The organism is Pseudarthrobacter sp. NPDC055928 (genome assembly GCF_042270935.1).
Classification (GTDB): Bacteria; Actinomycetota; Actinomycetes; order Actinomycetales; family Micrococcaceae; genus Arthrobacter.
On the sequence record NZ_JBHJZH010000005.1, the window covers coordinates 23977 to 46909 of the forward strand.

20 protein-coding genes are annotated in these 22933 nt (G+C 64.0%); 6 read left to right on the forward strand and 14 right to left on the reverse strand.

What is annotated here, in order from left to right; translation table 11 throughout:
* Nucleotides 1-5: 5 nt before the first annotated feature.
* On the forward strand, nucleotides 6-1004 hold the full coding sequence (locus ACFC25_RS08375) for a fumarylacetoacetate hydrolase family protein (protein WP_376044756.1): 999 nt from the start codon (nucleotides 6-8) through the stop codon (nucleotides 1002-1004).
* A 1-nt stretch (nucleotide 1005) separates the two neighbouring features.
* Nucleotides 1006-1779 carry an SDR family NAD(P)-dependent oxidoreductase gene (locus ACFC25_RS08380; RefSeq protein WP_376044757.1) on the forward strand — a complete coding sequence of 258 codons (774 nt, stop codon included), beginning with the start codon at nucleotides 1006-1008 and terminating at the stop codon, nucleotides 1777-1779.
* A gap of 68 nt (nucleotides 1780-1847) precedes the next feature.
* Here the strand turns inward: ACFC25_RS08380 and ACFC25_RS08385 are convergent, their stop codons facing one another.
* The 10 genes from ACFC25_RS08385 to ACFC25_RS08430 form a co-directional block, all read right to left on the reverse strand.
* Entirely contained in the window at nucleotides 1848-2807 is a 960-nt protein-coding gene (locus ACFC25_RS08385) for a LysR family transcriptional regulator (RefSeq protein ID WP_376044758.1), read from the reverse strand.
* Between the two features lie 34 nt (nucleotides 2808-2841).
* On the reverse strand, nucleotides 2842-4062 hold the full coding sequence (locus ACFC25_RS08390) for an MFS transporter (protein WP_376044759.1): 1221 nt from the start codon (nucleotides 4060-4062) through the stop codon (nucleotides 2842-2844).
* Between the two features lie 173 nt (nucleotides 4063-4235).
* Complete coding sequence (locus ACFC25_RS08395) at nucleotides 4236-5174, reverse strand: carbohydrate kinase (protein WP_376044760.1); 939 nt, start codon at nucleotides 5172-5174, stop codon at nucleotides 4236-4238.
* 61 nt (nucleotides 5175-5235) lie between these two features.
* Nucleotides 5236-6642 (reverse strand): NosD domain-containing protein, encoded by a 1407-nt coding sequence (locus tag ACFC25_RS08400; RefSeq protein ID WP_376044761.1) that lies wholly within the window; start codon nucleotides 6640-6642, stop codon nucleotides 5236-5238.
* Nucleotides 6643-6653: 11 nt separating this feature from the next.
* The gene (locus ACFC25_RS08405) at nucleotides 6654-8237 is read right to left on the reverse strand and encodes a glycoside hydrolase family 32 protein (protein WP_376044762.1); all 1584 of its coding nucleotides are present in this window, start codon (nucleotides 8235-8237) and stop codon (nucleotides 6654-6656) included.
* A gap of 39 nt (nucleotides 8238-8276) precedes the next feature.
* A complete protein-coding gene (locus ACFC25_RS08410; RefSeq protein WP_376044763.1) occupies nucleotides 8277-9320 on the reverse strand; it encodes a LacI family DNA-binding transcriptional regulator in 1044 nt (347 codons plus the stop codon).
* 67 nt (nucleotides 9321-9387) lie between these two features.
* A complete protein-coding gene (locus tag ACFC25_RS08415; RefSeq protein WP_337345284.1) occupies nucleotides 9388-10338 on the reverse strand; it encodes a carbohydrate ABC transporter permease in 951 nt (316 codons plus the stop codon).
* A complete protein-coding gene (locus tag ACFC25_RS08420; RefSeq protein WP_337345283.1) occupies nucleotides 10338-11225 on the reverse strand; it encodes a sugar ABC transporter permease in 888 nt (295 codons plus the stop codon). The genes ACFC25_RS08415 and ACFC25_RS08420 overlap by 1 nt, the downstream gene beginning before the upstream one ends.
* Nucleotides 11226-11305: 80 nt before the next feature.
* Nucleotides 11306-12586 carry a sugar ABC transporter substrate-binding protein gene (locus ACFC25_RS08425; RefSeq protein ID WP_337345282.1) on the reverse strand — a complete coding sequence of 427 codons (1281 nt, stop codon included), beginning with the start codon at nucleotides 12584-12586 and terminating at the stop codon, nucleotides 11306-11308.
* Nucleotides 12587-12822: 236 nt separating this feature from the next.
* Nucleotides 12823-13626, reverse strand: a complete 804-nt coding sequence (locus ACFC25_RS08430) for an alpha/beta hydrolase (RefSeq protein WP_376044764.1) — start codon at nucleotides 13624-13626, stop codon at nucleotides 12823-12825.
* A 145-nt stretch (nucleotides 13627-13771) separates the two neighbouring features.
* Between ACFC25_RS08430 and ACFC25_RS08435 the strand changes: the two genes are divergently transcribed.
* Together ACFC25_RS08435 and ACFC25_RS08440 are read left to right on the forward strand one after the other, a co-directional pair.
* Entirely contained in the window at nucleotides 13772-14878 is a 1107-nt protein-coding gene (locus ACFC25_RS08435) for a (p)ppGpp synthetase (RefSeq protein WP_337345280.1), read from the forward strand.
* Nucleotides 14879-14884: 6 nt separating this feature from the next.
* Complete coding sequence (locus ACFC25_RS08440; RefSeq protein WP_376044765.1) at nucleotides 14885-16387, forward strand: SulP family inorganic anion transporter; 1503 nt, start codon at nucleotides 14885-14887, stop codon at nucleotides 16385-16387.
* An 11-nt stretch (nucleotides 16388-16398) separates the two neighbouring features.
* Here the strand turns inward: ACFC25_RS08440 and ACFC25_RS08445 are convergent, their stop codons facing one another.
* Nucleotides 16399-17550, reverse strand: coding sequence for a GGDEF domain-containing protein (locus ACFC25_RS08445; RefSeq protein ID WP_337345278.1), 1152 nt, complete (start codon nucleotides 17548-17550; stop codon nucleotides 16399-16401).
* A gap of 154 nt (nucleotides 17551-17704) precedes the next feature.
* On the opposite strand from ACFC25_RS08445, the gene ACFC25_RS08450 reads away from it, so the two are divergent.
* Nucleotides 17705-18697, forward strand: a complete 993-nt coding sequence (locus ACFC25_RS08450) for a bile acid:sodium symporter family protein (protein WP_337345277.1) — start codon at nucleotides 17705-17707, stop codon at nucleotides 18695-18697.
* Nucleotides 18698-18731: 34 nt separating this feature from the next.
* Here the strand turns inward: ACFC25_RS08450 and ACFC25_RS08455 are convergent, their stop codons facing one another.
* Genes ACFC25_RS08455 through ACFC25_RS08465 form a run of 3 tightly spaced genes read right to left on the reverse strand, consistent with a single transcriptional unit; the run spans nucleotide 18732 to nucleotide 21477 of the window.
* Nucleotides 18732-19868, reverse strand: a complete 1137-nt coding sequence (locus ACFC25_RS08455) for a mandelate racemase/muconate lactonizing enzyme family protein (protein ID WP_376044766.1) — start codon at nucleotides 19866-19868, stop codon at nucleotides 18732-18734.
* Complete coding sequence (locus tag ACFC25_RS08460; protein ID WP_337345275.1) at nucleotides 19865-20815, reverse strand: dihydrodipicolinate synthase family protein; 951 nt, start codon at nucleotides 20813-20815, stop codon at nucleotides 19865-19867. The genes ACFC25_RS08455 and ACFC25_RS08460 overlap by 4 nt, the downstream gene beginning before the upstream one ends.
* A complete protein-coding gene (locus ACFC25_RS08465) occupies nucleotides 20812-21477 on the reverse strand; it encodes a GntR family transcriptional regulator (RefSeq protein WP_337345274.1) in 666 nt (221 codons plus the stop codon). The genes ACFC25_RS08460 and ACFC25_RS08465 overlap by 4 nt, the downstream gene beginning before the upstream one ends.
* A gap of 112 nt (nucleotides 21478-21589) precedes the next feature.
* Between ACFC25_RS08465 and ACFC25_RS08470 the strand changes: the two genes are divergently transcribed.
* Nucleotides 21590-22933, forward strand: a complete 1344-nt coding sequence (locus tag ACFC25_RS08470) for an ABC transporter substrate-binding protein (RefSeq protein ID WP_376044767.1) — start codon at nucleotides 21590-21592, stop codon at nucleotides 22931-22933.

Genomic DNA, 22933 nt, shown 5'->3' on the forward strand with positions numbered 1-22933 from the left:
CGCGAATGGTCAAGATCGCACGCTGGAACCACGACGGCGCGACGCAGTCCGGCTTCGTCGATGACGGACACTGCTACGCACTGCCCGCAGGCCAGGGCGTCAACACCCTGCTCGAAGCCGGGCTTGCCGAAACCCTGGCCCGTGCCAGGGAAACCATCGGTTCCGCCACGCCCGTCCCGCTGGCCGACGTGCAACTGGTCGCCCCCCTGGTCCCCGCCACCATCCGGGACTTTGTGGCGTTCGAGGAACACGTCGAAGGCGTTCGGAAGAGCATCGACGGCGTGGCCGGCGTTCTGCCCGAATGGTACGAGGCACCCACGTTCTACTTCACGAATCCGCACACGGTGACGGGCCCCGGCGAGGTGATCGGTATTCCGGCGGGCTGTGAGGAGCTGGACTTTGAAACGGAGGTAGCCGCCGTCGTCGGACGTGTTCCCGGCAGCGACGGCCGGAACCTGACGGCGGAAGGGGCACACGAGCACATCTTCGGGTACACCATCCTCAACGACTGGTCCGCACGCGACCTGCAGCGCCGCGAGATGAAGGTCAGCCTCGGCCCGTGCAAGGGCAAGGACTTCGCCAACACGCTGGGGCCCTGGATTGTCACCGCGGACGAGTTCGAGGACCGGCACGACGCCGAGGGATTCCTCCCTATCTCCATGGCCGTGGAAGTGAACGGCGAAACCATCGGGCAGGACCTGCTCTCCAACATGGGTTGGCCGTTCGCCGAACTCGTTGCCTACGCCTCCCAGGATTCCGTGGTGCGGCCAGGGGATGTCCTGGGATCCGGAACGTGCGGCAGCGGCTGCCTCGCCGAGCTCTGGGGGCGGAACGGCGCGAAGACTCCCCCGCCGCTGAAGACCGGCGACGTTGTCCGCATGACGATCGAAGGGATCGGCAGCATCGAGAACACCGTAGGCCCACGGCGTGAAGCTGTGACCCGCATTCCGGCCCGTCCCCGCCCACGCAACCGGGTTGCCTCTGCCGCTACGTCCGGGATTTAGCGTGCTATCCCTTCAGCTTGAGGGGCGGACGGTGGTTGTCACCGGCGCCGGGCAGGGCCAGGGTGCTGCCGAGGCCCGGTTGCTGGCGGAAGCCGGGGCGCTGGTCATCGCCACTGACCTCGCGGCGGAGATGCCGGCTGAGCTGGCCTTGCCTCCAGCCTCGGCGGGCGCGTTGCTGTACCGGCAACTTGACGTGTCCAATGCCTCGCATTGGGCCGGCCTCGCTGACTGGATCCGGTCCGAGGGGCGGCAGGTGGACGGACTGGTCAACAACGCCGGGATCACCCAGCGGAGCAGGCTGCTCGATGTCTTGGTGGCTGACCTGCAGCGGGTCCATGAAGTGAACGTCGCCGGAGCCCTACTCGGAATCCAGGCCCTCACGCCTCTGATGGCCAGCGGCTCTGCGATTGTGAACGTGGGCTCCGTTGCAGGCCTGACGGCGCATTATCCGGTGGCGTACACCGCCAGCAAGTGGGCCCTGCGGGGACTGTCCCATGTGGCGGCCATGGAACTTGGCCCGCGCGGCATCCGGGTAAACACCGTCCACCCGGGTTTCATCGAAACGCCCATGACGGCGAGCGCCAAGCTGGAATTCAAGCAGGCCACGCTGGCCGAGACCCCGCTGGGCCGGACTGGAAGCGTGGAGGAGGTAGCCGGCGTCGTGCTGTTTCTCCTGAGCCCGTTGTCGTCCTACGTGACGGGCGCAGAGATTCCGGTGGACGGCGGCCAGTCTGGCCACGGTGGCGCCAAGTCAGTCTCGGACGCGATGCGCTGACCCGTCCCCCCCAATCCCAACTAGGTAGCAGCAGATGTCGTTTTGGGCCCCCAAAACGACATCAACTGCTACCTAGTTGGGAGGGTGATGGGCACCGGGTGGGCCGTGACCGGGAAGAGTTCGTGCAGCCTGGAGCACGCACGCTGGACCACCGAGCGCAGCCAGACGCTTGCCGGGTCCTCCGTTTGGGACGGATGCCAGTACATGGCTTCCACCAGGGAAGCTTCGGCCCCCTCGGAGAACTCCAGCACCACGATCTCGGCCCCGCGCTGCGCCCTGGCTGCCAACATGCGTGGCACCACCGCCACCAAATCAGTTCCCTCGACCAGCAACGGCAGGGACAGGAACCCTGCCACTACTGCGGCTACCCGGCGCTGCACCCCGCTTGATTCGAACAGCTTGTCGGCAGGAGTGCTGATTCCCTCCCCAAAATAGCCGACGGCGTGGGGAACCGTCACCAGGTCCGCCAGGGTCAGCCGGGGCTGGCGGAGCAGCGGGTTACCGGTATCAGCCACGGCAACGAAGCTGTCGCGGAACAACTGCTTGCTGGCGCCCTGCATGTGGTAGCCCGTCGGCCCCACGAGCAAGTCGATTTTCGAATAGTCAGCCATCTGGCCCTGGAACCTGGAACCGGCAGTAGGGACGAAATCCACTGACACGGAGGGGGCCTCCTCCCGCAGGATGCCCCGCAGCGGCCCAACGATCAGCGCCGCCGCGTAGTCCGAGGCGGCAATGATGAACTCCCGCTCGCTGGTGGCGGGATCGAAACCGGACCGGACGCGCGTGGCCCGCTGGATGTGGAGCATGGCTTCATCAACCAGCGGGACCAGGGAATGCGCGAAGGGCGTGAGATCGTACGTGCGGCCGTTCCGGACCAGGAGTTCGTCGTCGAAATGCCGCCGGAGCCTGGCCATGGCCGCGCTGGTGGCCGGTTGGCTCAGCTGGAGCCGCTCTGCGGCACGGGAAACGTTCTTCAGCTCCAGCAGGACCTGCAGCTGGGGCAACAGGTTCAGGTCCAGGTTCTTCATACCCATAGGTTATCCACACATGGACCAGAGTCCTTTAGAGGTTGACGGGCACCATCCGCGGACCCCGGATCAGGACCGCCAGCAGCGCCACCGCGCACGCGATTCCCAGTGCCCCCAACGCGAAGCCCAGGCTGCCCAGTGCTGCGGCGGCTGCTCCGAGGACGATGGGCGTCAGGAACTGGCCGATGAACAGCGTCCCCGTCCAGATGCCTGTCCCCCGGCCACGCTGCTGGAATTCGAGGCCATTCACGGCCCATGTGAGCAGGGTTGGCAACAGCACACCCGTTCCGGCGCTGGCGATGACTGCCCCTGCGATCGCCAGTGGCACGTTGCCCGCCACCGAGACCAGGGAGAGCCCGACGGCGGCCAGCCCGAACGCGAGTGCCAGCAGGTTCCGCGTGCCCAGCTTTGCCAGGTAGCGGAAGGAGATGGCTCCTGCGGCGGTGGCGAGGGACGCGATGGCTGCCGCCAGTCCGATAAGGGCGGCATCGCCCACACCCAGCCCGGTGATGACGTACGGCAAGTGCACGATGAGTGCGTAGAAAACGACTCCGCCGAAGAGTGTCACCGCGGCCGGGGCGCCGATCTGCCGCCACGGCACCGGCGTTTTGGCCGCCGTCGTGCGCTGGCTCTTTGCCGGCTCCCAGAGCTTGAAGACCATGGGGATGACGATGACTGCGCTGACCGCGTACAGCCAGAACGGCGTCCGCCAGCCGATGCTGCCCAAGGCGCCGCCGAGAGCGAAGAAGGCAGTGGCCGCGAGCGCGCTGACCATGGTCTGAAGCCCAAGGTATTTGTTCCGCTGCTCGCCTGAGTAGTAGTCCGTGATGAGGGTGGTGCAGCAGGTCATGATGGCGGCTTCAGCGATACCGACGCCGACCCGCGACACGGCAATGGATTCCAGGGTTGTCAGCCAAAGCGGTGCTGTGCCGAAGGCGGCATAGGCGAGCATGGCGAAGACCAGCAGTTGCTTCCGCCCCACGCGATCGGCCACATAGCCGGCCAGGGGCGAGAAGAGCGCCACGAACAGTGCTGGCAGGGTCAGGGTGAGCGGCACCAAAATGGCAACGCCAGGGGTGTCCGCGAACGCCTGGTTCAGGGTGGGGAGGATGGGTGCAAGCAGTACGGCCCCCAGCACCGGCATGCAACTGCCGGCAACCAGGAGGGTCGCCTGGAGTCGTCCGGCCGTCCGCGACGGCGCGGGACCGGACGTTTCGTTCCTGGTTTCGGTGCCCTTGAGCTGAGTATTCTCCATTGAATTTTCCTTAGCCTCTTGGTGGTCACTAAGGGACGGCGCTGATATGGGCGCCAAGTGACTTCCCTCACTTTGGCAAGGCTTGGGCTATCGGGGAATCAAGCATTTGAGATAGCTGGTATCCACGGGACGGATGTCTGCCTCGGCTGCCCGGCCCCCTCGGGCACCCGGGGCTACTCCCCCGGGACGGCGTTCAGTTCCGCGCGGGTGGGCGGATTGGCGCCGGGCCGCGACACGGTGACCGCGGCCGCACGGGAGGCGTGGGCAAGGAGGTCGGCCAACCCCTCGGCCGGAAGCTCACGCAGGTCCTTCCGGTTCTGCGCACCGTCCAGCCCACGGTCCACGATCCCGGACAGCAGCGCCGCCATAAAGGAGTCGCCGGCGCCAACGGTGTCTGCCACCACTACTTCGGGCGCGGGATACACCGCTTCGCCAGCCGCCGTGATGCCCCAGGGGCCCGCAGCGCCGCGGGTGACCACCACCATCGCCGGCCCCTCCGTACCGTCGAGGGTCAGCCAGCGGCGGGCTGAGTCCAGCGGGTCAACCCCGGGATAGAGCCACTCCAGGTCCTCGTCGGAGGCCTTGACCACATCCGCCAGGCCGGCGAACTTCTCCGCTTGGTTCCGTGCGTAATCCACGTCGGTGATGATGCTGGGCCGGCAGTTGGGATCGAAACTGATGGTGGCGCGCGGGTGTGCGTATTCGACGGCGGCGAGCACCGCGCTCGCGCCCGGCGCCAGCATCGTGGCGATGGATCCAGTGTGCAGCAGGGTGGTGCCCTGCAGCATAAAAGCGAGGCGGTCCGCCAGCCCTGGGAGTTCCCAGGTGAGGTCGAAAGTGTAGGTGGCGGCGCCGTCGTCGTCTATCAGGGCGGTGGCCACACTGGTGGGGAGGTCGTCCGGTCCCTGCGGCAGCATCACTGAACTGGCGCGAAGGTGCGCAGCGACGGAATCACCATATGCGTCGCGGCCATAGCGGCCGATGAACTGGACCGGGTGGTCCAGGCGGGCGAGCCCTACCGCGACATTGAGGGGGCTGCCGCCCACGTGGGCTTCGATTCCGGAGGCGCGCTGGACAACGTCAACAAGGCCCTCGCCGATTACAGTGAGCATGGGTCATACTCTGCCAGAGAAGCTGGTCCCGGACACCCGCCATCACCCATCCCGGCCACCATTACGGGCTGCTTTGCGGCGGCGCCGGAGTGCTGAGGCGGGGGTCCAGAGCTTCTGAGGTTTGTTCTGTGAAACCAACCGTGGGCGTGGTCCTCAAGGCGTTCACAGCCCTATCGGCGATAACTTGGGCTTCAGTTCCGGAATCCAGGATCGTATTCCGAACTGATTCGGAATCGACCATCACGGCCGTAACGGGAAGCCCCTCCGAAGCCTGGGTGGTCAACAGAGCGTCCACTTGAGCCTCGAAGCAGGAGTCGCTTGACGTGGAGTGAACGTCCATCGCCACCACGTGGTTGTTGGAGACGAAGTTGCCCGACCCGGCCAGCAGCCGGATGATGACAGGCATCGCTCCTACCGGCCGGATGCTCTCTGAGTCGATGATCTGGGAGAAGTGGTTGCCGATCACGGAGTTGTTGCTGCCGCTGACACAGAGAAGTCCGTTGAGCTCGTTCAGTCCGTTGTCCACTCCCAGGAACGGCGTCCAGGGCTCATGGTCACGCAAGAAGTGGTTCGTGGCCACGAGGTTTTCCGAACTGTCGGCTTCGAGAATCACCATCCCTGGGTAGAACGAGTGCAAACGGTTGTTGGAGACGCTTGAACGCGTGACGCCGCTGAGATGGACGCTGCTCGCACCACGGGGGAAGACGTTGTTCGCGGTTATCAGGAGCCCGCCATGGTTCTCTGCGTAGATCGAATAGCCTTTAGGGCCTGCTCCCACCAGGTTGTCGGTGATCTTTGATGCCTGTCCCCACCCCCGCAGTTCGATGCAGCTTCCGCACTCAGCGATGAAGTTGTCGTGAATGGATAGGGCGTCCGCCTTGTAGATGGTGAGGGCGTTCTCAAGATAGACGAACCCCATGCCATTGACGCGGAATGAGTCATTGGCGCTCGCCACATAGATACCGGTCTTGCCGTTGACGTAGGTGTTCTCCGAAGGCATTCCCGAGCCATCCGAGTTGAAGTGCAACCCGTCGATGCAGAAGTTGGAGAACTCGACCGAACTGATTCGCGGGCTCCCGCTTCGCTCAACGTAGAAGGCGGCTCCTTTGGATTCCTCCCGGCCTTCTCCCAGGGGAATGTCGACAATAACGCGACTGCCTCCTGGCCACAGCTCATGCAAGTTGGGCCATTCGTCTTCGGGAACGTTGAACCGGATGCTTGAGGACGTAAAGCCGTGTCCCGAGCCCTGGATTCGAAGGAAGCTGACGTCGATCACCACTTGCGTACGGAGGTGGTAGTCCCCCGGCGGAATGTAGATCACCGCGCCCGGCTTTCCTCCGTTGTTCGCATCGGTGACGGTCTGCCGGTCCTTGATGTCGGCGATGATGCTGTTGATTACTTCACCGACGTCCTCGGACGGATTGCCGACCGGCCACGTCGTCACGTCGTAGTAGTTGTTGCTTGACATAGGTTCTTCCCCTAGGTGAGTGTCGAGACCGCGAGTTTCAGTATTGTTGCTGAGCCGCCCTCAGCCGATATCCAGTTCTCCGAGTTTTCGGTTTCGGGGAAGATGAGGTCAGTCAGGACCACCCTGCCGCCCTGTGCGAAGACTTCCACCGAGCAATGGTCGACGACGATCTGCAGCTTAAGCACGCCGTCATCAAGTACCAGCGGGGCTGATGCCACGGATGGAAACTTTCCGTGGAATCCTGTGTTGCCTGACTGCCTGCGGTCAAGGATGAGCTGGGCGCTGGTCGTGTCGTAGCTGAGGAGGGCGCCCTTGCTCCCGTCACGGCTTCCGAAGAGTCGGAAAGCAAAATGTTCGGCGCTTCCTGGCTGTATCTCCGCCTCGATGATTTGGGCGCTACCAGGCACCGCATCCGGCAACCGGAGGGCCGAATTCCGCAGCTCAAAGGCTTCTGCGTTCATTTGGTCCTTGGCAGCAGGCAGCTCTTCTCCTTCGCCGAGGCTGGCCAGGAGCGGTTGCTGGATCAGGCGCGCAGAGCCGTTGACTGCTGCGAGGCGCACTTCGCGGCCAAGGGTCATCGAGGACCGCCAGGGGGCGGTGGGCAGATCGTTGGCGTAGTCCCAGTTGTTCATCCAGCCGATGATGATGCGCCGGCCATCCGGGGCGTTGCTGAAGGATACGGAGGCGTAGCAGTCGCGCCCCCAGTCCAGCCATTGGCATTGCCGCAGGGCGGCAGCAGCCGCCTCAGGGTCGGCGATGGCGGACACCCCGGCAGGCGCCGCGAGTGAACCGGCGTCCGGAACGAAGCGGACGCCGTCGAAATGGCCGACGAAGTACTGGCCGCCGGAACCTCCTGCTACTCCGCCGGGGTTGATGTTTACAATCAGGACCCATTTGATGTTCTCCGGGTCCCCGTCCACCGCCAGGGGAAAAAGATCGGGGCACTCCCATTCCCCGGCGTCGGCGTTGGCCGGCCCGAAATCGCTCAGGAAGTCCCAGGACTTGAGGTCTTCCGAACGGTAGAAGACCACCTTTTGGTGCTGCGCTTCGACGGCGACCATGATCCAGCAGGCACCTTCGTCCCCGTCATAGCGGAAGACTTTGGGATCGCGGAAGTGCGCGGAGTCTCTGGTGAGGACTGGGTTGCCTTCGTATTTTCGCCACGTCATTCCTGCGTCTGTGCTGTAAGCCAGGGACTGCGCCTGCGTGCCGCTGTGTTCGGATGCGGCTTTGTAGGCACTGGTGTAAATGGCTACGAGGGCAGGTTCGTCGGCCGTGCTGAAACCAGACGTGTTGCCGTAGTCGACTACCACACTGCCAGAGTAGATGTCCTCTGTCTCGTCGCAGGCAATGGCAACAGGGTGTTCGGTCCAGTGCAGCAAATCACGGGAGGTGGCGTGGCCCCAGGACATGTTTCCCCAGACGTTCCCGTACGGGTTGTTCTGGAAGAAGAGGTGGTACAGGCCGTCGTAGAAAACCAGGCCATTGGGGTCGTTCAGCCAGGTATCCCTTGCCGTGAAGTGGATGGCAGGCCGGAACCGCGAGGTTACGGCAGGGGTTGTTTCCGGGCGTGCGGCATCAAGGGCACTGGTCATGTCTGGCGTTCCTCTGGGGAAGTGGAAGGGGACGGCTGCCTATTGCCGGGGAGCCGCGATGGAATCACGGCGCACCAAGGGGCAGCTCAGAATGGTCGGGTGGAGTGCCATGAGGGTGAGGTCGGTCTTCCCCTCGACAGCGTCAATCAGGTGCTCGGTGGCCCACGCACCCATCTCGTAGTGGGGCAGGGCCACGGTGGTAAGGCCGGGGTGGAGGTTGGCGGCGATCAAAACCTGGTCATCGAAGCCGACGACTGAAAGGTCATTAGGGATGTTGAGTCCCAACTCCGCAGCGGCGCGGTAGGCTCCCATCGCCATCCGGTCGTTGTAGCAAAACAAGCCGGTTGGCCGGTCCTCGCGTGCCAGGATCCGCCGGGCCGCTTCATAGCCGCCTTGCACCTCGGAGATCTCGGACTCGACAGGTGCCGCGTCGCCGTCGAGCCCTGCTTCGGTGAGAGTGGCCCGGAAAGCCTGGAGCCGCTGACGGGTTGCCGGGACATCGTCGGTGTTGTTGATGAAGCCCACCCGCGTGTGCCCTGCTTCCAGGAGCGCGCCAACGGCGGCACGTGCACCGCCGTCTTCGTCCGGGACCACCGCTGTGATATTTCCGCCAATGGCCACCGAGTCGACCAGGACGGAGGGCACGCTGCCGAGGTTGGCCGGCAGTTCCACATTGCGGTGGTACATCGTGGCGTAGAGGATTCCGTCCACCCGGCGATCCAACAGTGCCTCGACGTCGGCCTGCCTGGATTCCAAACTGGCCGAACCGGAGGTGTTGATGATCATGAGGTTATAACCCCGGGCCTTGGCGGCCTCATCAGCGCCGAGGATGATCCGGCCGGCGTGGGGCGTGGTGGCGATATCCTCGCTGACCAGGCCCAGCATGCCGGTCCTCTGGGTGCGAAGAGCCTGGGCAAGGCGGTTGGGGCCATAGCCCAGTTGCTCCGCAACGCTCCTGACCTTGTCCTTGGTCTCCGGGCTGATTCGAGCGTAGGAAACGTCGTTGAGGACGTGGGAGACAGTTGTCACGGACACACCGGCGGCGACGGCCACGTCCTTGATCCCGATGTTCTTGTTGCTCATCTGTCTCCCACGTCCTTATGGTCTGCGATGCCCCTGAGGGTTACCAGTAGGCTACTCGTTGCCATCGCTAGCCCTTGACCGCGCCGAGCGTCATGCCTGCGACGATCTTGCGCTGTAAGAGAAGGGTGAGGAGGATGACCGGGATGGAGTAGACGGCGGCCAGCGCGGTCATGGAGCCCCAGTCCAGGCCGAACTGGGTCTGGAAGTTCGCGATCACCACCGGCGTTGTCTGGGAGCGGATCGCTGTCATCAGGAGCGCGAAGAGGAACTCGTTCCAGGAGGCCAGGAAGGCGAAGATCGCGGTGACGGCGATACCGCCGGAGACCACCGGGATCACCACCCGCCACAGGGCTCCGAGCCGACTGCAACCATCCACGGTCGCGGCTTCCTCCAAGTCTTGCGGCACCGCTTCGAAGAAGCTGGACATCAGCCAGATCGAGAGCGGCAACGAGATGGTGGTGTGGGCTATGGAAAGGGCAATGGGAGTATCTGACAGGCCAACGGCTGCCATCATCGAGGCCAGCGGAATACCGATCGCCACCGGCGGCACCATGCGGGTCACCAGGGCGGCCATGATGAAGATCCTGCCGCTGAGGGTTTTGTAGCGGGTGATGCCGTAGGCCGCCGGGACCGCCAGCACGAGCGAAAGCACGGTGCTGATGATGGCCGTCTGGGTGCTGTTGATGAAGGAGGCGAGGACTCCGTTGCGGCCCAGTGCGTTGGTGTAGTTCTCCAGCGTCCATTCCCGGGGAAGGATGGTGGGCGGCACCGCGATGGTATCGATCGGCGTCTTGAAGGACGTGAAGAGCAGGTACAGGAACGGGAATCCGTAGAGCACCATAGCTACCGCGAGGAGGATCCACAGCAGTGCCCTGGTGCTTCGGCGGCCGGCCTCCAGGCCTTCGCGATTGACGCCCCGGCGCTTGCGGCCACCGGCATGCGTGGTTGGCACAGAATTCTCGGCAGTCACCGCACGCGACTTCCCGCCGTCGGGCCTGATTCGTTCAGCGACGCGCATCAGTTGTCCTTTCCTGGCCGCCAGATGGTGGACACCGCGACGAATGCAACGGCGAGCATGGCCAGCAGATAGAGGGTGCCCATGGCGCTTGCCAGCCCGGGATCACCGAAGCGGATCATGGTCCGGTAGATCAGCAGGCTCATGGTTTCCGAGGCGGACTGTGGTCCGCCGTTGGTTTGGATAAGGATGGTGTCAAAAGCCCTGGCCGCGTCGATTCCGCGGACTACCAGGGCGACGGCGATGACCGGCCGCAGCAGGGGCAGGATAATGCGGAACAGCAGAGCCGGTGCGCGTGCACCGTCAAGGCGCGCTGCTTCGATCAGGTCACCGGGAATGTTCTGCAGGCCGGCAAAGAGGACCAGGCACATGAAGGACGTGGTCAACCAGATGTCCGGAATGGCCACCGAGAACAGCACAATGTTGGGATCGGACAGCCAGCCGATCTGATTGGGGTTGGACAGGATGCCGGCCTGGTGCAGGAGGGTTCCGATGAGCCCGAAGTTATCGATCATCAGGAACTTCCACAGGAGGCCTGCAACGATCGGGGCGATCATCAGCGGGTACATGAACACGGTCCGCCAGATTTGTGAGCTGCGCCCGAGGGTGGTGAACAGCAGCGCCATGCCCAGCCCGAGGGCGAATTCGAGGGTGACCACCACCAGGGTGTAGGCCAGGGTCCGCCAACCTGCGCCCATAAAGGCTTCCGAGGCGAAGGCCCGGAAGTAGTTATCCAGGCCCACGAAGTCGCGGGGGCCGCCGGCGATCGGCGAGATCTTGAAGAAGCTGTCCGCTACGAGGCGAAACAGCGGGAAGGCGACAAAAACTGCCAGGAACAGCGCCGCTGGTGTCATCAGGAACAATGCGAAGCGGCGATCGGAGATACGCACGGTTTTCTCTTCCGCTGGTTGGGACCGTGGCCGGCACCGGACTACGAGTGCCGTATCGGCAGGTGCCGGCCACGGGGGTCTTACTTGAGGAGGTCCTCGATCTGCTTCTTGGCGTCTGCGAGGAGGGTGGCGGAGTCCCCGCCGGCCACGGCCTTCTGGAGCATGGGAACCAGTACCGTGTCTACGATCTGCTGCCACTTTTCAGTCGCGGGGCGGGTGGCCGTCGCTTTACCATTCAGGGTCTCGATCAACGGCCCGAAGCTCTCGTAGCCCTCTTTGTCCTGGTACTTCTCGAACGCGGAGATACGGGAAGCCAGGCCGAGGCTGGATTCGATACCCATGCTGTTGTTGTCGTAGGCGCACTTGATGAACTTCTTGGCCGCTTCAGTGTTCTTGGTGGCCTTCGGGACTGTGAGGTACCACGGTCCCGGGACACCGCCAATACCGGCGGATCCGGCGATCATGGGCGCGGTGCCCACCTTGCCGGCAACTGGCGAATCCTTGGGGATCTGCCTGTACGCGTGTGCCCAGAAGCGGGTCATTGCCGTTTTGCCCTGGTTGAACAGGTTCTGGGCGGCAGCCCAATCCACCTGGGCGGCGCCGGACGGGGCGGACTTGGAAAGGCTGACGTAGAAATCGAGTGCTTCCTTGTGGGCGTCGTTGTCGATGACCACCTTGTTGTCCTCATCCAGGACCATAGGGGAGCCCGCCTGCAGGACGTGGGCGAGCCATTCGGTTTCCACCGCGCCCTTGACGTCGGTGCCGTACATGCCGTCCTTGGTGAAGAATTCCGCGATGTCCTGGTACTGCTTCCAAGTGGTGGGGGCGGTCAGCTCGTAACCGTACTTGGCCTTGAAGTCTGCTTTGTTCTTGGCGTCCTCAAAGAGGTCTTTGCGGTAGAGGATGATCTCTGCGTTGGTCCAGGCGGGCAGGCCGATGAAATGTCCGTCCACGTTCGCTTCCTTGACGAGGGCGGGGAAGATGTCCTTTTTGGCCTCGTCGGTGAAGATCTCGTCAATGGGCTGGACAGCGTCCTTGAAGCTGGGCAGCCAGACGGAGTCCAGGGCTGCAACGTCGAAGGAGACGTTGCCGGAGGAGAATTCGCTGGAGAGGCGGTTGAACATGCCGTCGTAGGGCAGTTCGACGAAGTTCACGTCGACTCCCGCGTCCTTTTTGCACTGCTCGGCAACGCCGGTCAGTTCGGCGTGGCCGCCAGCCTCCACGAGGACGTTGACGGTGCTGGTGCCGGCGCTACCCGTGGATGTCGGGCCCCCTGCGCCGCAGCCGGTGGCTACCAGTGCGACGGCGGTGCAGATGCCGCCGATGGTGGCGAACCTGTTGATGGTCTTTCGAGTGGACATCGCTGTCGACTCACTTTCTCTCGAACGGAAAGGGCGAGATGCTTGGGGTGAAAAATCGTTTTGCTAAAACGACTTGGCAACAATATAGATCCATCGCTTGAGAGGTGTCAAGCATCACATTTGAAGTCCGGCTGGCCGGTTAGTGCTGGGGCCCGTCACACAATGCGGGATTGAGAAAAATCCTTTTGGCATAGCGGCAGATTCCCTGCCGCGAACGTCCACAAAAACTGGCCGGATCAGCTCAGCAAGTACCGCGCCATTTCCCTGCATTGCCTGTATGCGGCAGACCTGGGATCGATCAGGTCGTAGTGGTCCCCCGGCACCTTGGTGAGCCGTACGGACATGCCGGCCGCACTGGCGGCAGCAGCATAGGACTCAGCCTGGCTCAGCGGTACGTCCCCGTCCCCTACGGCGTGGACCACGTGGACAGGGATATCCAGCGGGATCGCGGTCATCGGATCGGCATAGCGGAGCCGCAGCGGATACTTCGACGACGACCCGCCCAGCAGGTTGCACACGGCACCATTGCTGAGGTCCAGCTTCTCCGCCTCAGCCAGGTTGAGAAGCCCGGACTGGCTGACCACGCCGGTCAGGCGCACCGCACCGGCGCCGTCGTGCCGCGGGACCTGACGGTCGGCGTCGGGCAGTCCCAGCTGGGCCAGCCGGTCGCGCCCCGCAGCCCACACCGCCAGGTGTCCGCCTGCCGAGTGGCCCAGTGCCACGACGCGGTCCAGGTTCAGGGAATGGCCGGCGGCGAGGTCCGCGAGCTTGTCGATCCCGGCGAGTACGTCAGCAAAAGTGTTGGGCCAGCCGCCGCCATTACCGGCCCGTCGGTATTCCAGGTTCCACGCGGCAATTCCGTGAGCAGCCAGGTCCCTGGCCAGGGGCTCACCCAACTCCGCACCGTACTGCGAGCGCCAGTAGCCGCCGTGGATGACCACCACCACGCCGCGGTCCGCACCGCCGTCGGGCATTTCCGGGAGATACAACTCCCCCCACTGGCTGGGATCCTCACCGTACTGGTACTTATGCCGCTGCACTGCGCCCTCTCCCGCGGGAGACGGTCCCCTGCGTGCCTGGCAAACATGCGGCGGTCAGGGGCCCGACGCCGCAGCCCAGCCATGTGCCCGAGCCTACCGTGAGCGCCGGGACGCCGCTGTCGGAACCCCGCCGTAAGCTGGAGCCATGCCGAGTAACTGGGACAGCCTGGATGTCAGCCTCCGCGAATCCGTGCAGGAGAACGTGGAGATCTACGAGCGCGTCCGGCCTGCGCTCAAGCTGGTCACCAAGGACGTTCTCTACATCCTCCGCGACATGCTGAAGGACACCGAAGTCACCCCGCTCTTTGTCACCGGCCGCACCAAGAGCGTTGAGTCGTTCCGGGAGAAGATTTCCCGCATCGAGGAACCCCTGGAACCTGGCGGCCCGCCAGTCCTGAAGTTCCCGGACCCGTTCCGGACCCTGAACGACATGGTGGGTGTCCGCGTCATCACCAAGCTGCCGGCCGAAAACGCTTTAGTGGCCAATCTGATCAAGCGCCAGCGCAGCGTGTTCGACTGCCGAGGCGACCGCGAGAAGGACATCGGCTCCATCGAGTCGGGCACGTACGGCTACTCCAGCCGCCACCTCATCCTGCGGACCATCCAGAACGAGGCAGTCAAGGAGTACCAGCAGGTCTTCAACCCGGACATCCAGCCCAACGGCAGCTACTTCTTCGAGTGCCAGATCCGGACCGTCTTTGCGCACGCCTGGAGCGAGATCGAGCACGATATCCGCTTCAAGGCCGAGGACCCCCGCGCCTGGACGCCGCACTTCGACCGCCAGTTCACGGCCACGGCCGCCATGCTGGAGACCGTGGAGAGCGCGTTCGCGGACCTGCACGAACGCTATGAGGAAGTCCGCAGCTACTGGGACCTCGAAGGCGAAGGCGCGGCCCAGCTCACTCCCAACCGCATCCGGGATGTCTGGCGGACCCTGCTGCCGCACGTGGACCGTAAAGTTGATGATGACTGGGGCTGGGCCGCCGAACTCATGGCGGCACACGGCCTCAACCAGACCGTGCAGCTAGCCGGCCTGCTCAGCGCCAACCGGATCACCGAGGTCCGCAAAGCACTGGACCACCGATACTCCCCCGGACCGGACCGCCTCCTGGATGACCTCCTGCTGTGGCAGTACGGAACCAAGCACATTGACCTCACCGCCGAGGCGCCCGACGCCGTTCCGCACCCCCGGCGCGACAGCCTCCTGCGGCGGCTGAAACAGATCGAGCGCTACCGCCAGACCAAGAAATAGGGATCCATGCAGCCCCTGCAGCTCCAGTCCGTCAGGGCCACCCTCCGCTCCCCCCGCCGGCTCAAGACCGAGGCACTGGCAGGACTGGTGGTGGCCCTTGCCCTCATCCCTGAAGCCATCGCGTTCTCGGTGATCGCCGGGGTCGATCCGCGGATCGGACTGTTTGCCTCCTTCACCATGGCCGTCACCATCTCCTTTGTGGGCGGCCGGCCCGCCATGATTTCGGCGGCCACCGGCGCCGTGGCACTGGTGATAGCACCGCTGATGCGCAGCCACGGCCTGGACCACCTCATAGCGGCGGTGATCCTGGCCGGGGTGTTCCAGATCCTGCTGGCGGTCCTTGGTGTGACGAGGCTGATGCGTTTCATCCCGCGGTCTGTGATGGTGGGGTTCGTGAACGCCCTCGCCATCCTGGTGTTTATGGCCCAGGTCCCCGAGCTGATCGGCGTGCCGTGGATGGTTTATCCGCTCGTGGCAGTGGGCCTGGTCATCGTGGTGCTCCTGCCGAGAATAACGACGGCGGTACCCTCACCGCTCGTGGCCATCGTCCTGCTCACCACGTTTGTGGTAGTAGCCGGGGTGGACGTGCCGGCCGTCCAGGACAAGGGCCAGCTGCCTGAGAGCCTGCCCTCGCTGTTCATCCCCAACGTGCCGCTGACCTGGGAGACATTCCAGACCATCGCCCCGTTCTCGCTGTCCGTGGCCCTGGTGGGGCTTTTGGAATCGTTGATGACCGCAAAACTCGTGGACGACATCACGGACACACGCTCCAACAAAACCCGGGAATCCTGGGGCCAGGGCGTCGCAAACATCGTTACCGGCTTCCTGGGCGGCATGGGCGGCTGTGCCGTCATCGGCCAGACCATGATCAACGTCAAGGGCTCAGGAGCACGGAGCCGGGTGTCCACATTCCTGGCCGGCGTCTTCCTGCTCGTGCTGGTTGTAGCGCTGGGCGACGTAGTGGGGCTCATTCCCATGGCCGCGCTGGTGGCCGTGATGATCTTTGTTTCCGCCATCACCTTCGACTGGCACTCCATTGCTCCGCGGACCCTTCGCCGTCTGCCCAAGTCCGAAACGGCCGTCATGGTGATCACCGTGGCCGTCGTCTCAGCCACGCATAACCTGGCCATCGGAGTCGGCGCAGGCGTGCTGGCCGCGATGGCCATGTTCGCCCGCCGGGTGGCGCACTTCGTGACGGTCGAGCGCACCATCGTGGAGCTGAACGGCGAGTCGGTGGCAACCTACACCGTGGACGGCGAGCTCTTCTTCGCTTCCTCCAACGACCTCTACACCCAGTTCGAGTACGCGATGGACGCGGAGCCGGAGATCAGCCGGGTAGTGATTGACCTGCACGCTTCACACCTCTGGGACGCTTCCACCATTGCAGTGCTGGACGCCGTGACAGAAAAGTACCGCCGGCACGGCCGGGATGTGGACCTGATCGGACTGAACTCGGCCAGCATCCAGATGCGGGAACGGCTGGCGGGCAAGCTCACCGCTGGCCACTGAACCGGCGCCCGTCAGTGCGCTGTGTCGCTACGGGCGGTGCGGTTCCGGCCCTGCGACTTGGCCTCGTAAAGTGCCGCGTCAGCGGCGGCGATCAGGGCCTCCAAACCTGGCGTCCCGGCGTCGTACGTGGCGATGCCGTAACTGGCCGTGGGCATCCTTGGCCCCTCCCGATGGGCGGAATCCGCGAGCCGCTGGCTGATCGCGTCGGCAATCCGTTCGGCGCGGTCGGCTGTGGCTCCGGGGATGAGGAGAATGAACTCTTCCCCGCCGTACCGGCCAGCCAGGTCGGTCGAGCGCACGGTTTCCCGGCAGGCTGCGGCGAAAGCCTGAAGGGCCACATCGCCTGCGGCGTGGCCATAGGTGTCGTTGACGGCCTTGAAGTGGTCCAGGTCGGCGAGAATGAGGGCCCCGGTTGCCCGGGTGACGGCAGGGTCGGCAAGGTGTTCGTCAGCTATTTCAATGAAGGCCTTGCGGTTAAGGAGTCCGGTGAGGTCGTCCCGGGTAGCTACCATTCGGAGGGCACGGGTCTGCTGTTCGCTGCTGAGCGCCGCCATACTGAAGGACACCACTACCAGCAGCACCATGGTGACCAGCGTGGTCACTTCGGACCCGAAGTACGTGTCGAAGGTGGGGCCGCCCGGACCCTCCAGCAGGAAGAAGACGAGCCGACCGAAGTAGAACGCAGACAGCCCTCCCGCGGCTGCCGCCATCGGGACCCTGACCAGGGAGTATCCGGGTTCAAGCCGCCAAAGCTCCCGCGACGCGAGCCCGATCGTCAGGCACATCGAGCCGAGGAAAACGGGACCACCTGACCAAGTGTTGGTCGCAGGATTGTCGAGTGCTGAAGCCACGAGGGTAACCAGTGGTACCACTGTGAAAAGCAAGCGCCGCGGGCGGACCTCCCGGAGCGATCTGGCGCCCGCCCAGACCGCCACCCCGCCATGGACCAGCAACACGTTTCCCAGCGGATTGGCCCACCACTGATGCGCCGTTCCGTCCAGGAGGAAAGCCGCGGATCCGGCGAGGAAAAAAACCAGCGCCAGGCACCACCAGCCGCTGTAGGGCGAGCGCGTGATGCGGTATGCCGAAAAATAGAACAGGAGTCCCAGCACCAAAGCCATAAGGCCAAAGGCCACCCTGAGGGTTGCCGTATCCAGAACCATGTTTCGAGTTCCCCCAGACGCCGATGTGATGCAAAACTCAGTATCGCACTGCTCCGCGCCGTACCGGGCAGAAACCCACAAACAGACGGCCTGGGTTGTTACCGTGCCGGGTCACCGACTGGCACCGGACGCCCGGCAGTGCCAGCATGATTGGATGCTTGAGGCAACAAAATCCCAGAATCCCCCTGTCGAGCCGCCCGTCAATGCTGCGTTGGCCGCGGAAGCCAAGATCGCCCGGATCGCGGTCACCGTCTTCCCGCTCCTGGTAGTAGCGGCAGGTGTGCTGGGATTCTTCATTCCGGGAGCCTTCCAGCCCCTGGGTCCCAGCGTGCCGTACTTGCTCGGCATCATCATGTTCTGCATGGGCCTGACACTCACCCCGCCGGACTTCGCCGCGGTGGCCAAACGCCCCTGGGCCGTAGTGCTGGGGATCGTGGCGCACTATGTGATCATGCCCGGCGCGGGCTGGCTGATTGCCGTGGCACTGAACCTCGAACCTGAACTGGCGGTGGGGCTCATCCTGGTCGGTTGCGCGCCGTCCGGGACCGCGTCCAATGTGATGGCGTTTCTGGCTAAGGGCGATGTGGCCCTCTCCGTGGCGGTGGCCTCGGTTTCCACCCTCATTGCACCCATCGTCACGCCGCTCCTGGTGCTGTTCCTCGCTGGCTCCTACCTACAGATCGACGCCGGCGCCATGGTGGGCGACATCGTCAAGACCGTGCTGCTCCCCGTCGTCGCAGGCCTCCTCGCCCGGCTCTTCCTCAAGAAGCTCGTGGCGAAAGTTCTCCCCGCACTTCCTTGGGCGTCCGCCGTCGTGATTTCCCTGATCGTTGCCGTAGTGGTGGCCGGCAGCTCAAGCAAAATCGTCGCTGCAGGCGGCATCGTGTTCCTGGCAGTGGTGCTGCACAACGGCTTCGGCCTGGGCCTGGGCTACCTGGCCGGGAAGGTGGGCCGGCTGGATGACAAGGCACGGCGCGCCCTCGCGTTCGAGGTGGGCATGCAGAACTCCGGGCTGGCGGCCACGCTGGCCACCGCCCATTTCTCGCCCCTGGCTGCCCTGCCGTCCGCCGTTTTCTCGCTCTGGCACAACATCTCCGGCGCCATCGTCGCGGCCTGGCTGGCCCGGCGCCCGCTGCAGGACGCGTAGGCCGCCTGAAGCGGGACCGCCAGGCCGGCGCTGCTCAGCAGAACGCGAGGGAGCCGTCGGGCCTGGTGGGCAGCTGGCGTTCCCAGTGGATGTAGTCGTGCTCGCTCAGGGCCGCCTCATCGATGTCGATTCCCCAGCCGGATCGGTCAGGCCGAAGTTCGAGATGGCCGTCGACGGGAAGGTAGGGGTCCGGGCACCAGGTGGTCTCCTCCAGCTTGTACTCAAGGATGGAGAAGTTGCTGCACGCTGCCGCGAAGTGGAGGTTGTGCGCAACCGCCAGCGGGCCCATCGGGTTATGCGGCGCCACCGTGACGAAGTGCGCCTCGGCGATGGTTGCGATTCTGCGCATCTGGGAAATTCCGCCCACCACGCAAATATCCGGCTGGACGATATCTGCCCCGCCTCCGGACAGCAGGCTCAGAAACTCGTTGGGCGAGTACAGGCTTTCGCCGGTGGCAAGTGGCACTTGGAGTTCGGCGCGCAACCGGTGCCAGGCAGGGAAAAACTCAGGCCGGATAGGTTCCTCGAAGAACAGCGGCTGGTACGGCGCGAGCGCGTTGCCCAGCTGGATGGCCTGGAAAGGCTCGAAGATCTTCGCGTGGGCGTCGAACGCGAAGTCCCAGGCATCGGGGCAGGCCTCCCTGACGGCGGCGAAATAATTCGCCGTCTCGGACACGACGAGGCCCCACCGGCGGTTGTGGATGTCGCCCCGGAACGGGCTGAGTTTGAAGGCCGTGAAGCCGTACCGTTCGTTCAGCTCCTCGGTCACGGCGCGGCACTCAGCTGGGTCCGGCGCCGAGTAGACGCCGGCGTAGACGGAAACCCTGTCGCGCACAGTCCCGCCTAGAAGGCTATACACAGGCACGTCCAGTGCCTTGGCCGCAATGTCCCAGAGCGCATGGTCGACGGCGGAGATCGCGGCGAGGCCAATCGCCCCCTGGGGGAAGCGCGCCTTGCGGATAAGCTTTTGGGTCACATACTCCACGCGGCGGGGGTCGTCGCCCTTGACCTGTTCAAACAGGTAGTCCAGCACTGGCACGAGGGCCCAGTCCGGGCCGTGGTTGTATGCCTCGCCCCAGCCAGAAATGCCTTCGTCCGTGTCCACGCGCAAGAGCAGCCTTGGCCGGTTGCCCACACGCTGCATGAAGGTCTTGAACCCGGTGATCTTCATGCGTTCACTGCCGTGTCCGTGTGGGCGCCCACCGCGAAGAGGTCGTTAACGGTGCTCCAGTCCGCCAGGATACCGGCGATCTCTTCGCGGGCGCCTTCACTGAGCTCGTGGCTGGGCGGCCTGATGGTCCGCTCGCAAAGGCCCAGCTGGGACAGCGCTTCCTTGACCACGCTCACGTTGTTGGCCGATCTGTCCTCAGCCCGCAGCTCCTCAAACCTGGATATCCGGGACAGCAGCACTCCTGCCAGCCGGTAGTCCCCTGCGCGCAGGGCGTCCCGCAAGGAGAGGGACAGCTGCGGGTTCACGTTGACAAGGCCGGAAGTAAAACCAGTGGCACCGTGGGCCGCGTAGGACAGGGCATACGGTTCCGCCAGTCCGGCGATCCAGACGAACCGGTCGGCGCCGGCCAGATCCCGGATCCGGGCAAACTGCGCGGGGTCAGGCACCGCATACTTGATGCCGATGACGTTCGGGCAGCGGCCGGCGAGCTCAACCAGCATTGCTGCTGTCACCCACTCATTGCGGATGTACAGCACGAAGGCGACGTCCGGCTCGGCTAAGGCGATCCGGGCGTGATACTCCACCCAGCCTGCAGCAGAGACATGGGGATGGGTCGGCTGGTGGATCATCGCCATGCGGATTCCAGCTGCCACGCCGGCCCGGACATCGGCGATGGCAGAGTCCACGTCGTGGCCGACACCCAAAAGCAGGTAGGCTTCCGGGCCAACCGCCTCAGCCGAAGCCTCGATGAGCTGATGGCGTTCCCTGGCAGTCAGTGCGTAGAACTCGCTGGTGTTGCCGTTGGGCGTGATGGTGGTGACGCCGTTGTCCACCAGCCGCCGCAGCAGCTTCTTGAACGCAGCGACATCCACGGCGCCGCTCCGATAGGGGGTCACGGGAATCGCAACCACGTCTGCAAGAGCTGTCCGGAGCTCGGAGAATGTCATCGTTTTCTGCCAGCGATCTGTCCGACTGCTCGGACCTCGAAACTGTTGATGTGGTTGAGGACCAGCTCCGCTGCCCGGCCGGCATCGCCGTTGCGCGCCGCAGCGAGAATCTCGGCATGCTCGGCCGCCTCCTCATCCCACGACGGCTGCTGGATCCAGGCATTGACTGAAATCAGGGCGGTCTGCTCGCGCAGGCCGTCCAGCATGTCCACGAGGACAGGGTTGCCGCAGTTGGAATACAGCAGCTGATGGAAGTCGCGGTTGGCCAGGCTTCGTTCAGCTTCATCGACTGACGACGAGGCACGGTCCAGCGCTTCCTGTGCAAGCTCTACGTCGAAGCCGCGTTCAATGGTCCGCGCGACGGCCACCGGTTCCAGAAGGGAGCGGACATCAAAGACGCTGCGGGCCATCTCCTCATCCACTACCCGCACAGTGGCGCCCTTGTATTCGCTCATGGTGACCAGGCCTGCGCCGACGAGCGTCTTCAGGGCCTCCCGCACGGGAGTTTTGGAAATGCCGAATCGGCGGGCCAGTTCGGTCTCAACCAGGGGCTGCCCGGCAGGTAGTTCGCCAGTGAGGATGGACCGCCGAAGCGCCTCCACCACAAGGCCGGTCCGGGACGAGGCTGGCAGCAGACCGCTGGGCGTGGATTCAGTGATCACAATAATTCCTTTCCATGCTGCCCATCATATCAGGTGTATCGTATGTAGTATATGATGTATGACAGCGGCGATTCACCGGTTTCTCCGGCCGGCGCCTAACGAGAGGAACGCAATGAAGCGTATGAACCAGGGCCCATCGGCAATCAGGACTGGTAAGAAGAGGGCAGCACTGGCCTTGGCCGCAGTCCTCGCCAGCTCCATGGCTCTTGGGGCGTGCGGGTCCGGCGGCAGCAGCAGCGCCGAGGGTGGCGAGGTGGTGCTCGAACTTTGGGACACCGACACACGCCCGGAACGTACTGAGAACCTCAAGAAGCTCATCAGCATGTTTGAGGCAAAGAATCCCACTATCAAAGTCAATTACCTTGGGCTTCCCACGGATTCCTACATGCAGAAGATCAGCACGGCGATTGCCACGAAGGCGACTCCGGACATCGTTACGCCCAAGGCGTCCGACGTTTCAGCACTCGTGGCCCAAGGTGCCTTGGCCCCGCTCGATGAGAAATTCGAGAGCGGCGGCTGGGATGACAAGGTCTCGCAGGCAATGACCAAATCCTCTAAGGCCGCGTCGCCGGATGGGAAGCTCTACCTAACTCCCGCCACGAGCCTTGCGGACGTCATCTACTACCGGGCGGACTTCTTCAAGGACGCCGGGCTGGCCACGCCCACCACGTGGGACGACTTCTATGCCGCAGCCGACAAACTCACAGACAAGTCCGCCGGGAAATTCGGCTACACGCTGAGGGGAGGGAATGGATTCTTTTCACAGTTCGTCCAGATGGTCTACCCGCAAGCCGGCGTGGACAGGTTTTTCCGCGAAGACGGGACATCCACGCTTGACGATCCGGCTGTTATCGCCGCGGCACAAGATTACGTTGACCTGTACGGCAAAGACACCGCCGAAAGCGACCTGACCGCGGACTTCAAGACCATGGTTGCCCAGTTTGGCGCCGGAGGCGCTGCCATGCTCAGCCACAGCATCGGGTCCTACCCCACCCACGTCGCAGCCCTTGGCGCGGACAAGGTCGCAGCCGTGGCTCCCTTCCCGTCCAAATCGGGCAAGTCCGTCCTCTCCGGCCGGATGACTACGGGTTTCGCCATGTTCAAGGCAAGCGAGCACCAGGAAGCCGCGTGGAAGTTCCTCGAATACACCATGAGTGCTGAAGGAAACAGCTTTTGGGCACAGAAATCGGGCTATCTCCCCGGCAACCTCGAAGTCGCCAAGGAACCCTGGGTCACTGAGAACCCCGCCATGCAGACCTCCATCAAGGCAGTCGAGAACAAGGACGCCGTGGTGCTTGAGCAGCCCTTCTACCTGCCTGAGTTCAACTCGATCACCACCACTGAAATGCTTCCGGAGTGGCAGCGTGTTCTCCAGGGCGAGCTCTCAGTGAAGGAGTTCCTGACCCAGGCAGCGGAGAAACTCACCAAAGCCCAGCAAAAATACCTGAAGAAGTAG